The sequence below is a fragment of the Roseovarius indicus genome (genome assembly GCF_008728195.1).
Taxonomy (GTDB): Bacteria; Pseudomonadota; Alphaproteobacteria; order Rhodobacterales; family Rhodobacteraceae; genus Roseovarius; species Roseovarius indicus.
The window spans coordinates 3,149,153-3,161,337 of the sequence record NZ_CP031598.1; the positions used below are offsets into that span (position 1 = coordinate 3,149,153).

13 protein-coding genes and 1 tRNA gene are annotated in these 12,185 nt (G+C 65.5%); 4 read left to right on the forward strand and 10 right to left on the reverse strand.

Annotated elements, in window-relative coordinates; translation table 11 throughout:
* The first annotated feature begins 58 nt into the window (after positions 1-58).
* Positions 59-135: transfer RNA gene (locus tag RIdsm_RS15025), tRNA-Pro, on the forward strand.
* Between the two features lie 79 nt (positions 136-214).
* Positions 215-1,288: a 2'-deoxycytidine 5'-triphosphate deaminase gene (locus RIdsm_RS15030; RefSeq protein ID WP_057815996.1), complete on the forward strand. Its 1,074-nt coding sequence runs from the start codon at positions 215-217 to the stop codon at positions 1,286-1,288.
* A gap of 19 nt (positions 1,289-1,307) precedes the next feature.
* Here the strand turns inward: RIdsm_RS15030 and RIdsm_RS15035 are convergent, their stop codons facing one another.
* From RIdsm_RS15035 to RIdsm_RS15065, 7 genes are all read right to left on the reverse strand, one after another.
* Positions 1,308-1,526, reverse strand: coding sequence for a hypothetical protein (locus RIdsm_RS15035; protein WP_057815993.1), 219 nt, complete (start codon positions 1,524-1,526; stop codon positions 1,308-1,310).
* 95 nt (positions 1,527-1,621) lie between these two features.
* Positions 1,622-2,230 (reverse strand): SMC-Scp complex subunit ScpB, encoded by a 609-nt coding sequence (scpB, locus tag RIdsm_RS15040; RefSeq protein ID WP_082647384.1) that lies wholly within the window; start codon positions 2,228-2,230, stop codon positions 1,622-1,624.
* A 144-nt stretch (positions 2,231-2,374) separates the two neighbouring features.
* Positions 2,375-3,166 (reverse strand): segregation and condensation protein A, encoded by a 792-nt coding sequence (locus tag RIdsm_RS15045; RefSeq protein ID WP_057815989.1) that lies wholly within the window; start codon positions 3,164-3,166, stop codon positions 2,375-2,377.
* Positions 3,156-4,187 carry a beta-N-acetylhexosaminidase gene (gene nagZ, locus RIdsm_RS15050; RefSeq protein WP_057815987.1) on the reverse strand — a complete coding sequence of 344 codons (1,032 nt, stop codon included), beginning with the start codon at positions 4,185-4,187 and terminating at the stop codon, positions 3,156-3,158. The genes RIdsm_RS15045 and nagZ overlap by 11 nt, the downstream gene beginning before the upstream one ends.
* Positions 4,163-5,092 (reverse strand): SPOR domain-containing protein, encoded by a 930-nt coding sequence (locus RIdsm_RS15055; RefSeq protein WP_057815985.1) that lies wholly within the window; start codon positions 5,090-5,092, stop codon positions 4,163-4,165. Before RIdsm_RS15055 ends, nagZ begins: the two co-directional genes overlap by 25 nt.
* Positions 5,093-5,186: 94 nt before the next feature.
* The gene (gene argS, locus RIdsm_RS15060) at positions 5,187-6,932 is read right to left on the reverse strand and encodes an arginine--tRNA ligase (RefSeq protein WP_057816202.1); all 1,746 of its coding nucleotides are present in this window, start codon (positions 6,930-6,932) and stop codon (positions 5,187-5,189) included.
* Between the two features lie 73 nt (positions 6,933-7,005).
* Positions 7,006-8,172 carry a deoxyguanosinetriphosphate triphosphohydrolase gene (locus RIdsm_RS15065; RefSeq protein ID WP_057815983.1) on the reverse strand — a complete coding sequence of 389 codons (1,167 nt, stop codon included), beginning with the start codon at positions 8,170-8,172 and terminating at the stop codon, positions 7,006-7,008.
* An 81-nt stretch (positions 8,173-8,253) separates the two neighbouring features.
* On the opposite strand from RIdsm_RS15065, the gene RIdsm_RS15070 reads away from it, so the two are divergent.
* A complete protein-coding gene (locus RIdsm_RS15070) occupies positions 8,254-8,577 on the forward strand; it encodes a HesB/IscA family protein (RefSeq protein WP_057815981.1) in 324 nt (107 codons plus the stop codon).
* Between the two features lie 39 nt (positions 8,578-8,616).
* Here RIdsm_RS15070 and RIdsm_RS15075 read toward each other — a convergent pair whose 3' ends face one another.
* From RIdsm_RS15075 to RIdsm_RS15085, 3 genes are read right to left on the reverse strand one after another with little or no spacing between them, the layout of a single operon-like run.
* Positions 8,617-9,522, reverse strand: coding sequence for a DMT family transporter (locus RIdsm_RS15075; protein WP_057815979.1), 906 nt, complete (start codon positions 9,520-9,522; stop codon positions 8,617-8,619).
* Positions 9,519-10,592 carry a DUF6902 family protein gene (locus RIdsm_RS15080; RefSeq protein WP_057815978.1) on the reverse strand — a complete coding sequence of 358 codons (1,074 nt, stop codon included), beginning with the start codon at positions 10,590-10,592 and terminating at the stop codon, positions 9,519-9,521. Before RIdsm_RS15080 ends, RIdsm_RS15075 begins: the two co-directional genes overlap by 4 nt.
* A gap of 50 nt (positions 10,593-10,642) precedes the next feature.
* Positions 10,643-11,062, reverse strand: coding sequence for a DUF6749 family protein (locus tag RIdsm_RS15085; RefSeq protein WP_057815976.1), 420 nt, complete (start codon positions 11,060-11,062; stop codon positions 10,643-10,645).
* A gap of 326 nt (positions 11,063-11,388) precedes the next feature.
* Between RIdsm_RS15085 and xth the strand changes: the two genes are divergently transcribed.
* A complete protein-coding gene (gene xth, locus RIdsm_RS15090; protein WP_057815973.1) occupies positions 11,389-12,171 on the forward strand; it encodes an exodeoxyribonuclease III in 783 nt (260 codons plus the stop codon).
* Positions 12,172-12,185 lie beyond the last annotated feature (14 nt).

A 12,185-nucleotide genomic window follows, 5' to 3' on the forward strand; every position in this document is an offset into this window, starting at 1 on the left:
GAAAATTCGAAATTGCCCCTTGTCCCTGTGCGCAAATCCAGTATGTAACCCCAATCGTCGGGCTATAGCGCAGGCTGGTAGCGCGTCCGTCTGGGGGACGGGAGGTCGCAGGTTCGAATCCTGCTAGCCCGACCATGAACACCCTCCCCGCAGAACCGGAACATCAGGCGCACCGCGCATCGCGCAGGTCGCCCCGCCGCAAGGGAGCCGCAGGATGACAGGTGTTCTCGCCAGCCAGCAACTCAGGGCGATGATCGCCGACGGGCGCATCTCGGCGCCCACCGCCATTCTCAATGAACAGGTCCAGCCCGCCAGCCTCGATCTCCGCCTCGGGCATATCGCCTATCGCGTGCGGGCCTCCTTCCTGTCGGGCGCCGGCCGCACCGTGGCCGAACGGCTCGACGAGCTCGAAATGCACCGCATCGACCTCTCGAAGGGCGCCGTGCTGGAAAAAGGCTGCGTCTACGTCGTCCCGCTGATGGAGATGCTCGACCTGCCCTCCGACGTCACCGCCGTCGCCAACGCCAAGTCCTCGACCGGCCGGCTCGACCTGCTGACCCGCACCATCACCGACCAGGGCGAGGAATTCGACCGCATCGCAGCCGGCTACACCGGCCCGCTCTATGCCGAGATCTGCCCCCGCTCCTTCTCCGTCCTCGTCCGCCCCGGAATGCGCCTCAACCAGATCCGCTTCCGCGACGGGCAGGCCGCGCTCGACGACGCGGCCCTCGCCGCACTCCACGCCGACTCTCCCCTGGTCGATGGCGAGGCCGTGATCTCCGACGGGCTGGGCTTCTCCGTCGACCTCAAGCCCGCCAAGGGCTCGCTGGTGGGCTACCGCGCCAAACCCCATACCGGCGTGATCGACCTCGACCAGATCGGCCATTACGACCCGGCGGAATACTGGGAAGAGGTCCACAGCGACACCGGCCGCATCATCCTCGATCCGGGCGCCTTCTACATCCTCGTCAGCCGCGAAGCCGTGCACATCCCGCCCGCCTACGCGGCCGAGATGGCGCCCTACCTGGCGATGGTCGGCGAATTCCGGGTGCATTACGCGGGCTTCTTCGACCCCGGCTTCGGCCATGACGCCGCCGGCGGCACAGGCTCACGTGGGGTCTTGGAAGTGCGCTGCCACGAGGCCCCCTTCGTGCTCGAACACGGCCAGGTCGTCGGCCGGCTCGTCTACGAGAAGATGGATCAGGTGCCCGACCAGCTCTACGGCGCCGGCATCGCGTCCAACTACCAGGGCCAGGGCCTGAAACTCTCCAAGCACTTCCGCGCCTGACCCGGCACAACCAGCAGCTTCAGAAGCGGCCCATCCGCTTCGCCATGCGCATGCCCTGGCGCATGCGCTTTTGCGTCTTGCCGGTCTCCGGGCTCTTGCCCTTCGGCTGCCCCTCGCCCTGGCCCGACTTGGCCTGCCGCCGGTTCGCATAGGCATTCACGCCCGCATCCACGCCCGAGCGGATCACCCGGCGCATCACCATGCGCACGACCATGTTGATCATCTGGTTGGCGTTCATGACGCCCTCCTTTCAATGTCCGTTACCCGGTATCTAATAGGAAATCGTGGAGAATTCAGGGCATCCCGGCGAATTTTCCGCGGTCCCCGCACCGCTCAGTCGTTGAACAGCTCGTCCTGCCCCTTGGCGCCGGGCTCGTCCTCGTCTTCCCCCTCGCCGCCCGTCGGCATCTCGCCCAAAGGCGCGCGGTTCTCCAGCAAACCGGCAGCCCGCAGCTCCTTCAGCCCCGGCAGGTCGCGCGCGCTTTCCAGCCCGAAATGATCCAGGAAGGTCTGCGTCACCACGAAAGTCACCGGCCGGCCCGGCGTCATCTTCCGCCGGCCAAACCGAACCCACTCCATCTCCAGCAGCTGGTCCACCGTCCCCCGGCTGACCGACACGCCGCGGATCTCCTCGATCTCGGCGCGGGTGACGGGCTGGTGATAGGCGATGATCGCCAGCGTCTCGATCGCCGCCCGCGACAGCTTGCGCGTCTCGACCGTTTCCTTCTGCATCAGGTAGCCCAGGTCCGAGGCCGTGCGCATCGCCCAGGCATCGCCCACCTTCACAAGATGCACGCCGCGCCCCTCGTAACGCTTGCGCAGATGCACCAACGCCTCGGCCGCGTCGCTGCCATGTGGCATCCGGGCCTCCATCTCGCGCACGGTGATGGGCTCGGCCGTGGCGAACAGGATCGCCTCGCACATACGCTCCTGCTCGGCCATGGGCGGCGCCTCGAACAGGCTTTCTTCCTTATGTTCCGTCTCTTCTGCCACTACCCTGACCCAACATCCCGACGGTGACGATTTCTTGAAAAGAAATCGGATCGAAATCTTTTAAAGATTTCGACCCCTCCGGCCAACCCCATCCTATTGATCCTTCCGCCGCAACTGAACCGGCGCGAAATGCTCCGACTGGCGGATCTCGACCTTGCCTTCCTTCACCAGCTCCAGCGAGGCCGCAAAGGTCGAGGCCGTGGCCGACCTCCGCCGCCCCGGGTCGGTGGTGAACCCCTCGGGCAGGTAGCTGACGATATCCGTCCACGTCCCCGCGAACCCGATCAGCCCGCGCATCCGCTCCAGCGCCTGTTCCAGCGTGAAGAGCGCATCCCGGTCCATCGCGTAAGGCCTGAATTCATCCTTCGTGCGGATCCGGGCATAGCCCTGCATCAGGTCCAGAAGCGTGGCGGTATAGATCACCTTCTTCACCCGGGTCACGTCCTCGGGAATACCGCGGGCAAAGAAATCCCGCCCCAGCCTGTCGCGTCCCATCAGACGGGCGGCGCTTTCGCGCATCGCCTGCAGCCGCTCCAGCTGGAACGCCAGGTGCGCCGCCAGCTCCTCGCCCGACGGCCCCTCATCCTCGGGATCGGGCGGCAGCAACAGGCGGGATTTCAGAAACGCCAGCCACGCCGCCATCACAAGGTAATCGGCCGCCAGCTCGATCCGCAGCTGTTTGGCCTTCTCGACGAACGCCAGGTATTGCTGCGCCAGTTGGAGAACGGAAATCTGCCGCAAATCCACCTTCTGCGTCCGCCCCAGCGTCAGCAGAAGGTCAAGCGGCCCCTCGAACCCGTCGACATCGACGATAAGCGCCTCGGCCGCCATGCGGTCGGCAACGCGTTCGACCTGTCCTGTTTCCTCGAAGCTCTCATCCACCATGGTCGCGCCCGTTCATCAGCGCCTCAAGCTTTGCTTCCATGGCATGAATGTCAACCTCGTCGGGGGTCCGCCTTGCCTCCAGCGCGCTTTCCGCCCGCGCCTGCCCTGCATTCGACAGCGTCTCGGCGGCCTCGGCCACCGCGCGGCGCTCGTCCAGCGTGCCGTTGCAATGCAGGATCACGTCGCACCCGGCCGCCAGCGCATCGCGGGTGATATCCGTCAGCGAGCCGTGAAGCGCCTTCATCGAGATATCGTCGGTCATGATCAGGCCGAAAAACCCGATCTCGTCGCGAATGCATTTCATCACGGTATGAGAGGTCGTCGCCGGCAGGTTGTCGAGCGCGGAATAGACCACATGCGCGGTCATCCCCATGGGCAGGTCATTGAGCGCCTTGAACGGCGCGAAATCCACCGCCGACAGCTCCTCGTGCGACACCTCGGCCACCGGCAGCTCCTCGTGGCTGTCCACCAGCGCAAGCCCGTGCCCGGGGATATGCTTCACCACCGGCAGCACGCCGCCATCCAGCATCCCGTCCGCCACGGCCCGGCCCAGCCTTGCCACCGTCTCGGCATCGAACCCGTAACACCGGTTCTTCAGGAAATCATGCGTCTCCTCGCGCGCCACGTCGACCAGCGGGGCACAGTTGGCATCCACCCCGATCTCCCGCAGCTCATGCGCGATCAGCCGATAGCGTAGATACATCGCCTCCTCGGCCCCGTCCCCGGCGGCGGCCACATGCTCCAGCGGCGGCAGCCACGCGCACCAGCGCGGCGGGCGCAGGCGCTGCACCCGCCCGCCTTCCTGGTCGATCAGGATCGGCGCCTCGCGCCCCACCGCCGCGCGCATCTCGGAACAGAGCGCGCGCACCTGGTCGGGCGTGTCGATATTGCGGGCGAACAGGATGAACCCGAACGGGTCGTACTCGGCGAAAAGCGCCGTCTCTTCCCGCGTCAGCCGCAGCCCCTCGGCATCCAGTATCGTCGCACCGAACCGGCTCACCGCGTGACCACCGGGATGCATTCCGCCCGTTCCGCCACCAGCGCCGAACAGAAGCGGCGCGCATCCGACAGGTCGGCAAAGCCCATGGCCCGCAGGCGATAGAAGGTGCGCCCTCCGCTCGTGGCCTTCTCGATCACCCGGTCCTTGTCCTCGAGATACTCGTCAAACCGGTCGGCCAGCTTGTCCCATTCCTGCACCGCGATCTCGTGGCTGGAAAAGGCGCCAAGCTGTGCCAGCCGCGTGCCCACGGGTATCTTCGACGGGTCGACATCGCGGGCCGAGGCATTGGCCACCGCCGCCATCGCCACGCCCTCGGGCGAGGTCACAAGGCTCGACGGCCGCGTCTTGGGCCGAAGCGAGCGCCCGATCCCGCCTTCCACCGGCGGGCTGTCGCGCTCCTCAAGCTCCTCTTCCTCGACCGGCTCGGCGGCGGGCAGTTCCTGCAACGGCTCCACCCCTTCGGCCAGCGACTCCGCCAGCGCCTCGACCGAGGCAAAGCGCATCGGCGTGTCGTCCTGCGCGACCTCCTCGCCGCTCTCGGCCTCGCCGACCGTCACCGTCGTGGTCCGGTCGTCCAGCCGCGCCAGTTGCGTATCTTCCAAGCTCAGGTCCAGCGGCTCGGGCGCGAGGATCAGCCGGTCGGCCGGCTTCGCCGCCGTCCCTTCCGCCGCCACGTCATTCACCGACAGCCCCTGGTGCAGCGCCTGCCGCCCGCCCGGGTCTTCCGGCTGGATCCGCATCGGTCCCTCGGCGGCGCGAATGACCGGCACGCCACTGACATCGCGGATCACCAGCTTGTAGCCCCAGACGCCCACGCCAACCACAAGGGCCAGCGACGTCACTGCCCCAAGCAGGTTGACGACACTCTTGATGGATTTCGGCTGCCCCTCTGCACCGTCACGGTACACCTGTTGCATCTCTGCCATGTCTCGCCTCGCCACTTCCGGCGATGCATCGCCGCCGGACTTTCTGATATCTGCCTCTAGCGCCCGGCGGTTTGTTTTATGTCTCGGATGCGGCTCAGCGCATCTCCTCTGCCGGGACGACCCCGAGAATACCAAGACCGGCGGAAATAACAACGGTTACGGCCCGTGCAAGGGCGATTTTCGCCTGAGAGGTCGCCGGATCGTCCTCCTGCAGGAAGCGCAAGCCGGGCTCGTCATTGCCCCGGTTCCACAGCGCATGCAGCTCGCTCGCCAGGTCGTAGAGGTAGAACGCCACCCGGTGCGGCTCATGCGTCCGCGCCGCAATCTCCACCAGCCGCGGCCACTCGGCCAGCTTCTTCGCGACCGCCAGCTCCGCCTCATGGGTGAGCCCGCTGATATCCGTGGCCGACAGCGCCGCATCGCTCACGTCGATCCCCGCGGCCTCGGCCTTCCGCAGCACCGAACACACCCGCGCATGGGCATATTGCACGTAGAAAACCGGGTTTTCCTTCGACTGCTCCAGCACCTTGTCAAAGTCGAAATCAAGCGGCGCGTCATTCTTCCGCGTCAGCATCACGAAGCGCGTCACATCCGAGCCCACCTGGTCGACCACGTCGCGAAGGGTCACAAACGTGCCCGCCCGCTTCGACATCTTGAAGGGCTCGCCGTTCTTGTAAAGTTTCACCAGCTGCGTCAGCTTGATATCGAGCGGCACCCGCCCGTCGGTCAAGGCACTCACCGCCGCCTTCATCCGCTTGACGTAACCGCCATGGTCGGCGCCGAACACATCAATAAGCGCGTCGAACCCCCTGGAAACCTTGTCATAATGATAGGCGATGTCGGGCGCGAAATAGGTCCAGCTGCCATCCGATTTCTTCACCGGCCGGTCGACATCGTCGCCATGCTCGGTCGACTTGAACAGCGTCTGCTCCCGCGCCTCCCAATCCTCGGGCACCTTGCCCTTGGGCGGCTCAAGCACGCCCTCGTAAATCAGGCCCTTCTCCTCCAAGGCGTTCAGCGCCTCCTCGATCCGGCCCGTCCCGTAAAGCGACTTCTCGGAATAGAACACGTCCATCTCGACGCCAAGCGCCTTCAGGTCCGCCCGGATCAGGTCCATCATCTTGTCGGTGGAAAAATCCCGCACCTTCTCGAGCCAGACCGACTCCGGCTGATCGACATAGGCATCGCCCACTTCCGCCTTCAAAGCCTCGCCCACCGGCACAAGGTAATCGCCCGGATAGGTGCCGTCCTCGAACGCCACGGCCTGCCCGTGCGCCTCCAGATACCGAAGGTAAACAGACCGCGCCAGCACATCGACCTGCGCGCCGCCATCGTTGATGTAATACTCCCGCGTGACGTCATAGCCCGCGTAATCCAGCAGGCTCGCCAGCGCATCGCCGAACACCGCGCCGCGCGTGTGCCCAACATGCAAGGGCCCCGTCGGGTTGGCCGAGACATACTCGACATTCACCTTCTGCCCCTTGCCCATCTCCGAGCGCCCGAACGCCTCGCCGCCCGCCAGCGCCTTGTGGATCACACCCTGCCACACCGACGCCGACAGCCGCAGGTTCAGGAACCCCGGCCCCGCCACCTCGGCACTTTCGATCCAGCTCTCACCGGAAAGCCGCTCCGCCAAAGCCCCCGCGATATCCCGCGGCTTCATCCCCGCGGGCTTGGCCAGAACCATCGCCGCGTTCGTCGCCATGTCGCCATGCGCCGCATCGCGCGGCGGCTCGACCGTCACGTTGGCGGTGTCCAGCCCCCCGGGCAGCTCACCCGCCTCCTGCATCGCCTGCAGCGTGTCCAGAACAAGGCTTCTGATTTCGGTGAAGAGGTTCATATGCGTTTCGTCCTTCCAGCGTTGGCGCCGGTTTACCACCGCCAGCCTTGGCGTCAATCGGCCTGACCGGCCGTCAGCCGCGACGTTCCCCCGCCCCGCCGGGCCCGCCCAGCAGCCGCGCATGGCTTTCCAGCGCGAAGCGGTCGGTCATCCCGGCGATATAGTCGCAGACCAGCCGTGCCAGCGCGGTCTCCCCCTCGGCCCGCGCCACATCCTCCTGCCAACGCTTGGGCAGGAACTGGGGCTTCTCCATGTAGAAGGGAAACAGCTCCTCGACCACGGCCGTCACCTGCTTGCGCATCTCCACGACCGAGGGCGCCCGGTACATGTGCCGGAACAGGAACGCCTTGATCTCCTTCATGTGCCGCCAGACATCGTCCGAGAACGCAATCGCCGGCCGGCCGAGATGCCGCACCGCCTCCACGCTCTCGGGGTTCGCCTCCTCCAGCACCCCCCGCGACGTCTCGATCACATCGGCCACCATCACGCCGAACACCCGCCGCAGCGCCTCGTGCCGCCGCCGGTAGTCATCCAGCCCCGGATAGACCCGATCAACCTCGTCATAACAATCGCCCACGATCGGCAACCCGCGAATATCGGCTTCCGTAAACAGCTTCGCCCGCAACCCGTCATGCAGATCGTGGTTGTTATACGCGATATCATCCGACAACGCCGCCACCTGCGCCTCGGCACTCGCATGCGTATAAAGCTCCAGGTCATGCCGCTCGTCATACTCCGCCAGCGCCCAGGGCAGATCCCCCGTCACCGGCCCGTTATGCTTGGCGATCCCCTCCAGCGTCTCCCATGTCAGGTTCAGCCCGTCGAACCCCGCGTAATGCCGCTCAAGCGACGTCACGATCCTGAGCGCCTGCGCGTTATGGTCAAACCCGCCATAAGGCGCCATCAAACCGTCCAGCGCATCCTCGCCCGTATGCCCGAACGGCGTGTGGCCGAGGTCATGCGCCAAAGCCACCGCCTCGGTCAGCTCCTGGTTCAGCCCCAGCGCCCCCGCAATCGTCCGCGCCACCTGCGCCACCTCGATGGAATGCGTAAGCCGCGTGCGGAAATAATCCCCCTCGTGCTCGACGAAGACCTGCGTCTTGTGCTTGAGCCGCCGAAAGGCGCTGGAATGGATGATCCGGTCGCGATCCCGCTGAAAACATGAACGGAACGCGCTTTCCTCCTCGGCCACCAGCCGGCCATGCGTTTTTGCAGGGTCCGCCGCATACCGCTTCTGCATGACCACTATCCTTGTCGCCTGTTCCCCGAGCCCATATATTGCAGCCAAGCGAACAAGGAAACCACGAGGGTTTATCGACAGATGGAACTGCCACCGAAAGTCACCGACCGCGCCTTTGCCCGGCTGGCCGAAATCGGCGCCGGCGATCAGGGGCAGGCCCTGCGCATCGCCGTCGAGGGGGGCGGATGCTCGGGATTCCAATATGATATCAAGCTGGATCAGCCCGCCGATGACGACCTCATTCTCGAGGGTCAGGGCCAGAAAGTCGTGGTCGACAGCATCTCGCTGCCCTTCCTGAACGGCGCCACCATCGACTTCGCCGAGGAAATCATCGGCGCCCGGTTCACCATCGAGAACCCCAACGCCAGCAGCTCCTGCGGCTGCGGCACGTCTTTCGCGATGTAAATCAAAACCTTGAAGGGCGCCGTTAAAGCGCCCTTCCCGTCATTCGGCCGGCACGATCCGCGTGTCTTCCGGCCGCGGCCGCGTCTGGTCCCAGACCAGCCAGCTGCCCGCCGCGATCACGATCGCCGCCCCCACGAAGACCCCCGCCCAGGGCGTCTCGCCAAAGGCCACGAAGCCGATCGCGACCATCCACAGGAACTGCAGGTTCATCAGCGGCGTCACAACGTAGGCCGGCAACAGCCGCAACGCCGCCACCAGCACCCAGCGCGCCCCGAACAGGAACACCGCATAGGCACAGGCCCAGCCCAGGTCGGCCAGTCCCATCGGCTGGAACACGAAAGGCAGCGCACAGGCCATCACCGCCATCAGCGCCAGATTCGGATAGAACACCTGCGACAGGATATTGTCGTCCCGCTGGCCGATATAGCGCGAGGCCACCATCGACACCGTGCCCAGCACCACCGCCGCCAGCGCCACAAGATGCCCAAGGCCCACGCTGCTCAGTCCGCCGGGGAAAAGGCACATCACCCCCACCGTGCCCAGCACCAGCGCCGCCCAGACCTGCGGCCGCACCGCCTCGCCCAGGACCGGGCCAGACAGCAGCGCCGCCACCAGCGGAATGAGCGCGATGAACAGGAACACCTCGGCAAAGGGCAGCAGCCGGAACGCATAGAAGAACGCGATCGAGCCCAGCACCGTCGCCCCCGCCCTGATCGCCATCGCCTTCGGACACGCCGTGCGCACCCCCCGCCACTGCCCGCCCTTCCGGTTCGACACCAGCGCCAACAACGCCACGATCCCCCCCGACAGCGCAAACAACTGCGGCGCCGCGTAAGACGTGGCGAACAGCTTGGTGATCGCATCCGCCGTCGAAATCAGAAGCGTGTAAAGCGCGGTCAGCCCCACGCCAACAAGCAAGGCACTGCGCGCGACAGACCCGATCATGTCAAACCTCCCGGCCCACCGGCCCTCGCGAAACCCTTGAAAAAGGCCCCGAAATCAACCGCCTGCTCGGCCGCCGCCAGCACCGTGCGCGCCTCGTCCGACAGCCGGTCGCCCACCCGGTCGCGCATTTGCGTCCAGTCCGGGCTGCGCGCCTCGGTCATGTTGTACATGCAGTCCGACAGCTCCCGCAGCGGGCCCGAATTGGGCTCCGGCGCGGCAAACACCACGGCCCCCTCGGGCATCTCGTGGGCAAACCCGCCCCGCCCCGACAGGTCCATGAACCAGTTCACCATCAGCCAGGTGTGATAGTCGTCCATCCCCCCCGGCCGATCCGCCGGCATCACCTGGAACCGCATCACCTGGTCCGACAGCCACCGCTCCCACACCGGCGGCGGCGTCTTCCCGGCAAACCGCAGCGCAATGCAAACCTCTGAAAGCAAATCGATATTCAGCTCCAGAAACGCCAGCGTGCCGGCATAGCACAGGCTGTCGATCATCTCGGGGTCGGCCCCGGGGTCGGTCCGTCCATATTCCGACAGGTAGAACACGATATGGGTCAGCTCATACGCCGCCTTCTTGTTCGGCAGCGCGAACGTGTCCGACCGCCGCGCAAAGGCCCTTAGCCGGTCGTCAAGCTCGTGATCCGAAACCACCGGGTCGACCCCCCGGCGCAGGCACAGCCGCCGCGCCTCGGCACGCTGCAGGTCCGACAGTTCGGCCCCGGCCAGCCCCTGCGACGCGACCCACTCGGCCAGCGCCGCCCCCTTGTTCCCCGGCAGCCCGAGATCTTCGAGATCCAGGCAGATCGACAGGAAAAACCGGTAATATTGCGGGAAAAACCCGATCCGCTTCTCGATTTCCCCGTAAAGCCCCGCATAGGCCTCGAGCGCGGCCTCGCCCGGCCGGGAATCGGCTGTCTCCAGCACGTTGAGAAGTTCGGCGTTCTCCTTGAGCCAGAAAACGTCTTCATGCGGGCGCCGCTCACGCGCGACACGGTCGACAAGCGCTGCCTGCCGTGCCGCGCGCGTGCGCTGGCGAAACGGAACGTTCAGATGAAGTATGCTAGCCATCTATTTGATTTCTCCAAGCTTCGTCAGTTTGTCCGTTCCGCATCCGCGGCTTACATGCTCGAGGTGAACATCTCGCAGCCGTCGCCTTCCTCGGCGGTCACGACCCTGGGGCCCATCGACGAGGTGAAAGCGCCGACGGCCTCACCGGTCTCGGCCGCGCTGGCCGTGACGGGCGCCATGGACGAGGTGAACAGCTCGACCGCGTCACCGGTGCCCGCCTCGGCCGACGCCACCGGCGCCATCGACGAGGTGAAAAGCCCGGTCACGTCGCCCGCGCCGGCATCGGCCACGGTGGCCGGGCCCATCGACGAGGTGAACATCTCGACGCCATCGCCGAGTCCCGCATCGGCACGGGCAACCGGCGACATCGACGAGGTGAAGGCGCCAACGGCATCGCCATCGAGCAGGCTGGCATGGGCGCGCGAAGAAGTGGTTTCAAAGGTTTGAACAAGCTTACGATTTGCAGACATTGGTTAACTCCCGTGTATGACGTTGCCCGAAAACGCTTGCACGTTAAACGGGACTTGCCAACACGGATTTCTCTCATAGCGAGTTATCCACAGGGCAGTTTCGCCAAAACCGATCTGGCAAATCTTTGAAAATTCGTCGGGTTTTTCGCGTACAAACAATACTTAAAAAAAGTTATCCACAGGCCTGATCTTAAACAACTTTCAACTTGCAATTGTGCACTTTATGGCGAATCGATCAGTCAACATCTGACACTCCTCCAACCCCCGCCCTTGCCACCGCCGGCCGCCTGCGCGATAGAAAGGGCGAACCAGCGCGGAGGACCCGGATGAAGATCGCCAGCTTCAACATCAACGGCATCAAGGCCCGCGCCGGTGCCCTCACCGACTGGCTCGACGAGGCCGAACCCGACGTCGCCGTGCTTCAGGAGATCAAGTCGATCGACGAGAATTTCCCCCGCGAGCTCTTCGAGGAGCGCGGCTATCAGGTCGAGACCCACGGCCAGAAAAGCTTCAACGGGGTGGCGATCCTGTCGAAACTCCCGCTCGAGGATGTCACCCGCGGCCTGCCCGGCGATGACGACGACGAACAGGCCCGCTGGATCGAGGCCACCGTCATGGGCGACCATACGGCGGTGCGCGTCTGCGGCCTCTACCTGCCCAACGGCAACCCGGCGCCGGGCCCGAAATACGACTACAAGCTCGCCTGGATGGAGCGCCTGAAGGCTCGCGCCGAGGCCCTGCTCGAGGCCGAGGAACCCGCCCTCATGGCCGGCGACTACAACATCATCCCGCAGGACGAAGACGCCAAGCGCCCCGAGGCCTGGGCCAAGGATGCCCTCGCCCTGCCCGACAGCCGCGCCGCCTTCCGCCGGGTCGTGAATCTCGGCTTCACCGAGGCCTTCCGCGCCCGCGTCCAAAGCCCCGGTCACTACACGTTCTGGGATTACCAGGCCGGCGCCTGGAACAAGGATGACGGCATCCGGATCGACCATGTCCTGCTGACACCCCAGGCCGCCGACCTGATGACCGACTGCCAGATCGACAAGGAAATCCGCGGCCGCGAAAAGCCCTCCGACCACGTGCCGATCTGGGTGAACCTCGACGCGTAAGCCTCTGACGCGAA

Excerpts from the sequence above, each read along its gene's own strand:
- RIdsm_RS15030 (WP_057815996.1), top strand. The coding sequence starts at position 215 with ATGACAGGTGTTCTCGCCAGCCAGCAACTCAGGGCGATGATCGCCGAC.
- RIdsm_RS15035 (WP_057815993.1), bottom strand. The coding sequence starts at position 1,526 with ATGAACGCCAACCAGATGATCAACATGGTCGTGCGCATGGTGATGCGC.
- scpB (WP_082647384.1), bottom strand. The coding sequence starts at position 2,230 with ATGGCCGAGCAGGAGCGTATGTGCGAGGCGATCCTGTTCGCCACGGCC.
- RIdsm_RS15045 (WP_057815989.1), bottom strand. The coding sequence starts at position 3,166 with ATGGTGGATGAGAGCTTCGAGGAAACAGGACAGGTCGAACGCGTTGCC.
- nagZ (WP_057815987.1), bottom strand. The coding sequence starts at position 4,187 with ATGCATCCCGGTGGTCACGCGGTGAGCCGGTTCGGTGCGACGATACTG.
- RIdsm_RS15055 (WP_057815985.1), bottom strand. The coding sequence starts at position 5,092 with ATGGCAGAGATGCAACAGGTGTACCGTGACGGTGCAGAGGGGCAGCCG.
- argS (WP_057816202.1), bottom strand. The coding sequence starts at position 6,932 with ATGAACCTCTTCACCGAAATCAGAAGCCTTGTTCTGGACACGCTGCAG.
- RIdsm_RS15065 (WP_057815983.1), bottom strand. The coding sequence starts at position 8,172 with ATGCAGAAGCGGTATGCGGCGGACCCTGCAAAAACGCATGGCCGGCTG.
- RIdsm_RS15070 (WP_057815981.1), top strand. The coding sequence starts at position 8,254 with ATGGAACTGCCACCGAAAGTCACCGACCGCGCCTTTGCCCGGCTGGCC.
- RIdsm_RS15075 (WP_057815979.1), bottom strand. The coding sequence starts at position 9,522 with ATGATCGGGTCTGTCGCGCGCAGTGCCTTGCTTGTTGGCGTGGGGCTG.
- RIdsm_RS15080 (WP_057815978.1), bottom strand. The coding sequence starts at position 10,592 with ATGGCTAGCATACTTCATCTGAACGTTCCGTTTCGCCAGCGCACGCGC.
- RIdsm_RS15085 (WP_057815976.1), bottom strand. The coding sequence starts at position 11,062 with ATGTCTGCAAATCGTAAGCTTGTTCAAACCTTTGAAACCACTTCTTCG.
- xth (WP_057815973.1), top strand. The coding sequence starts at position 11,389 with ATGAAGATCGCCAGCTTCAACATCAACGGCATCAAGGCCCGCGCCGGT.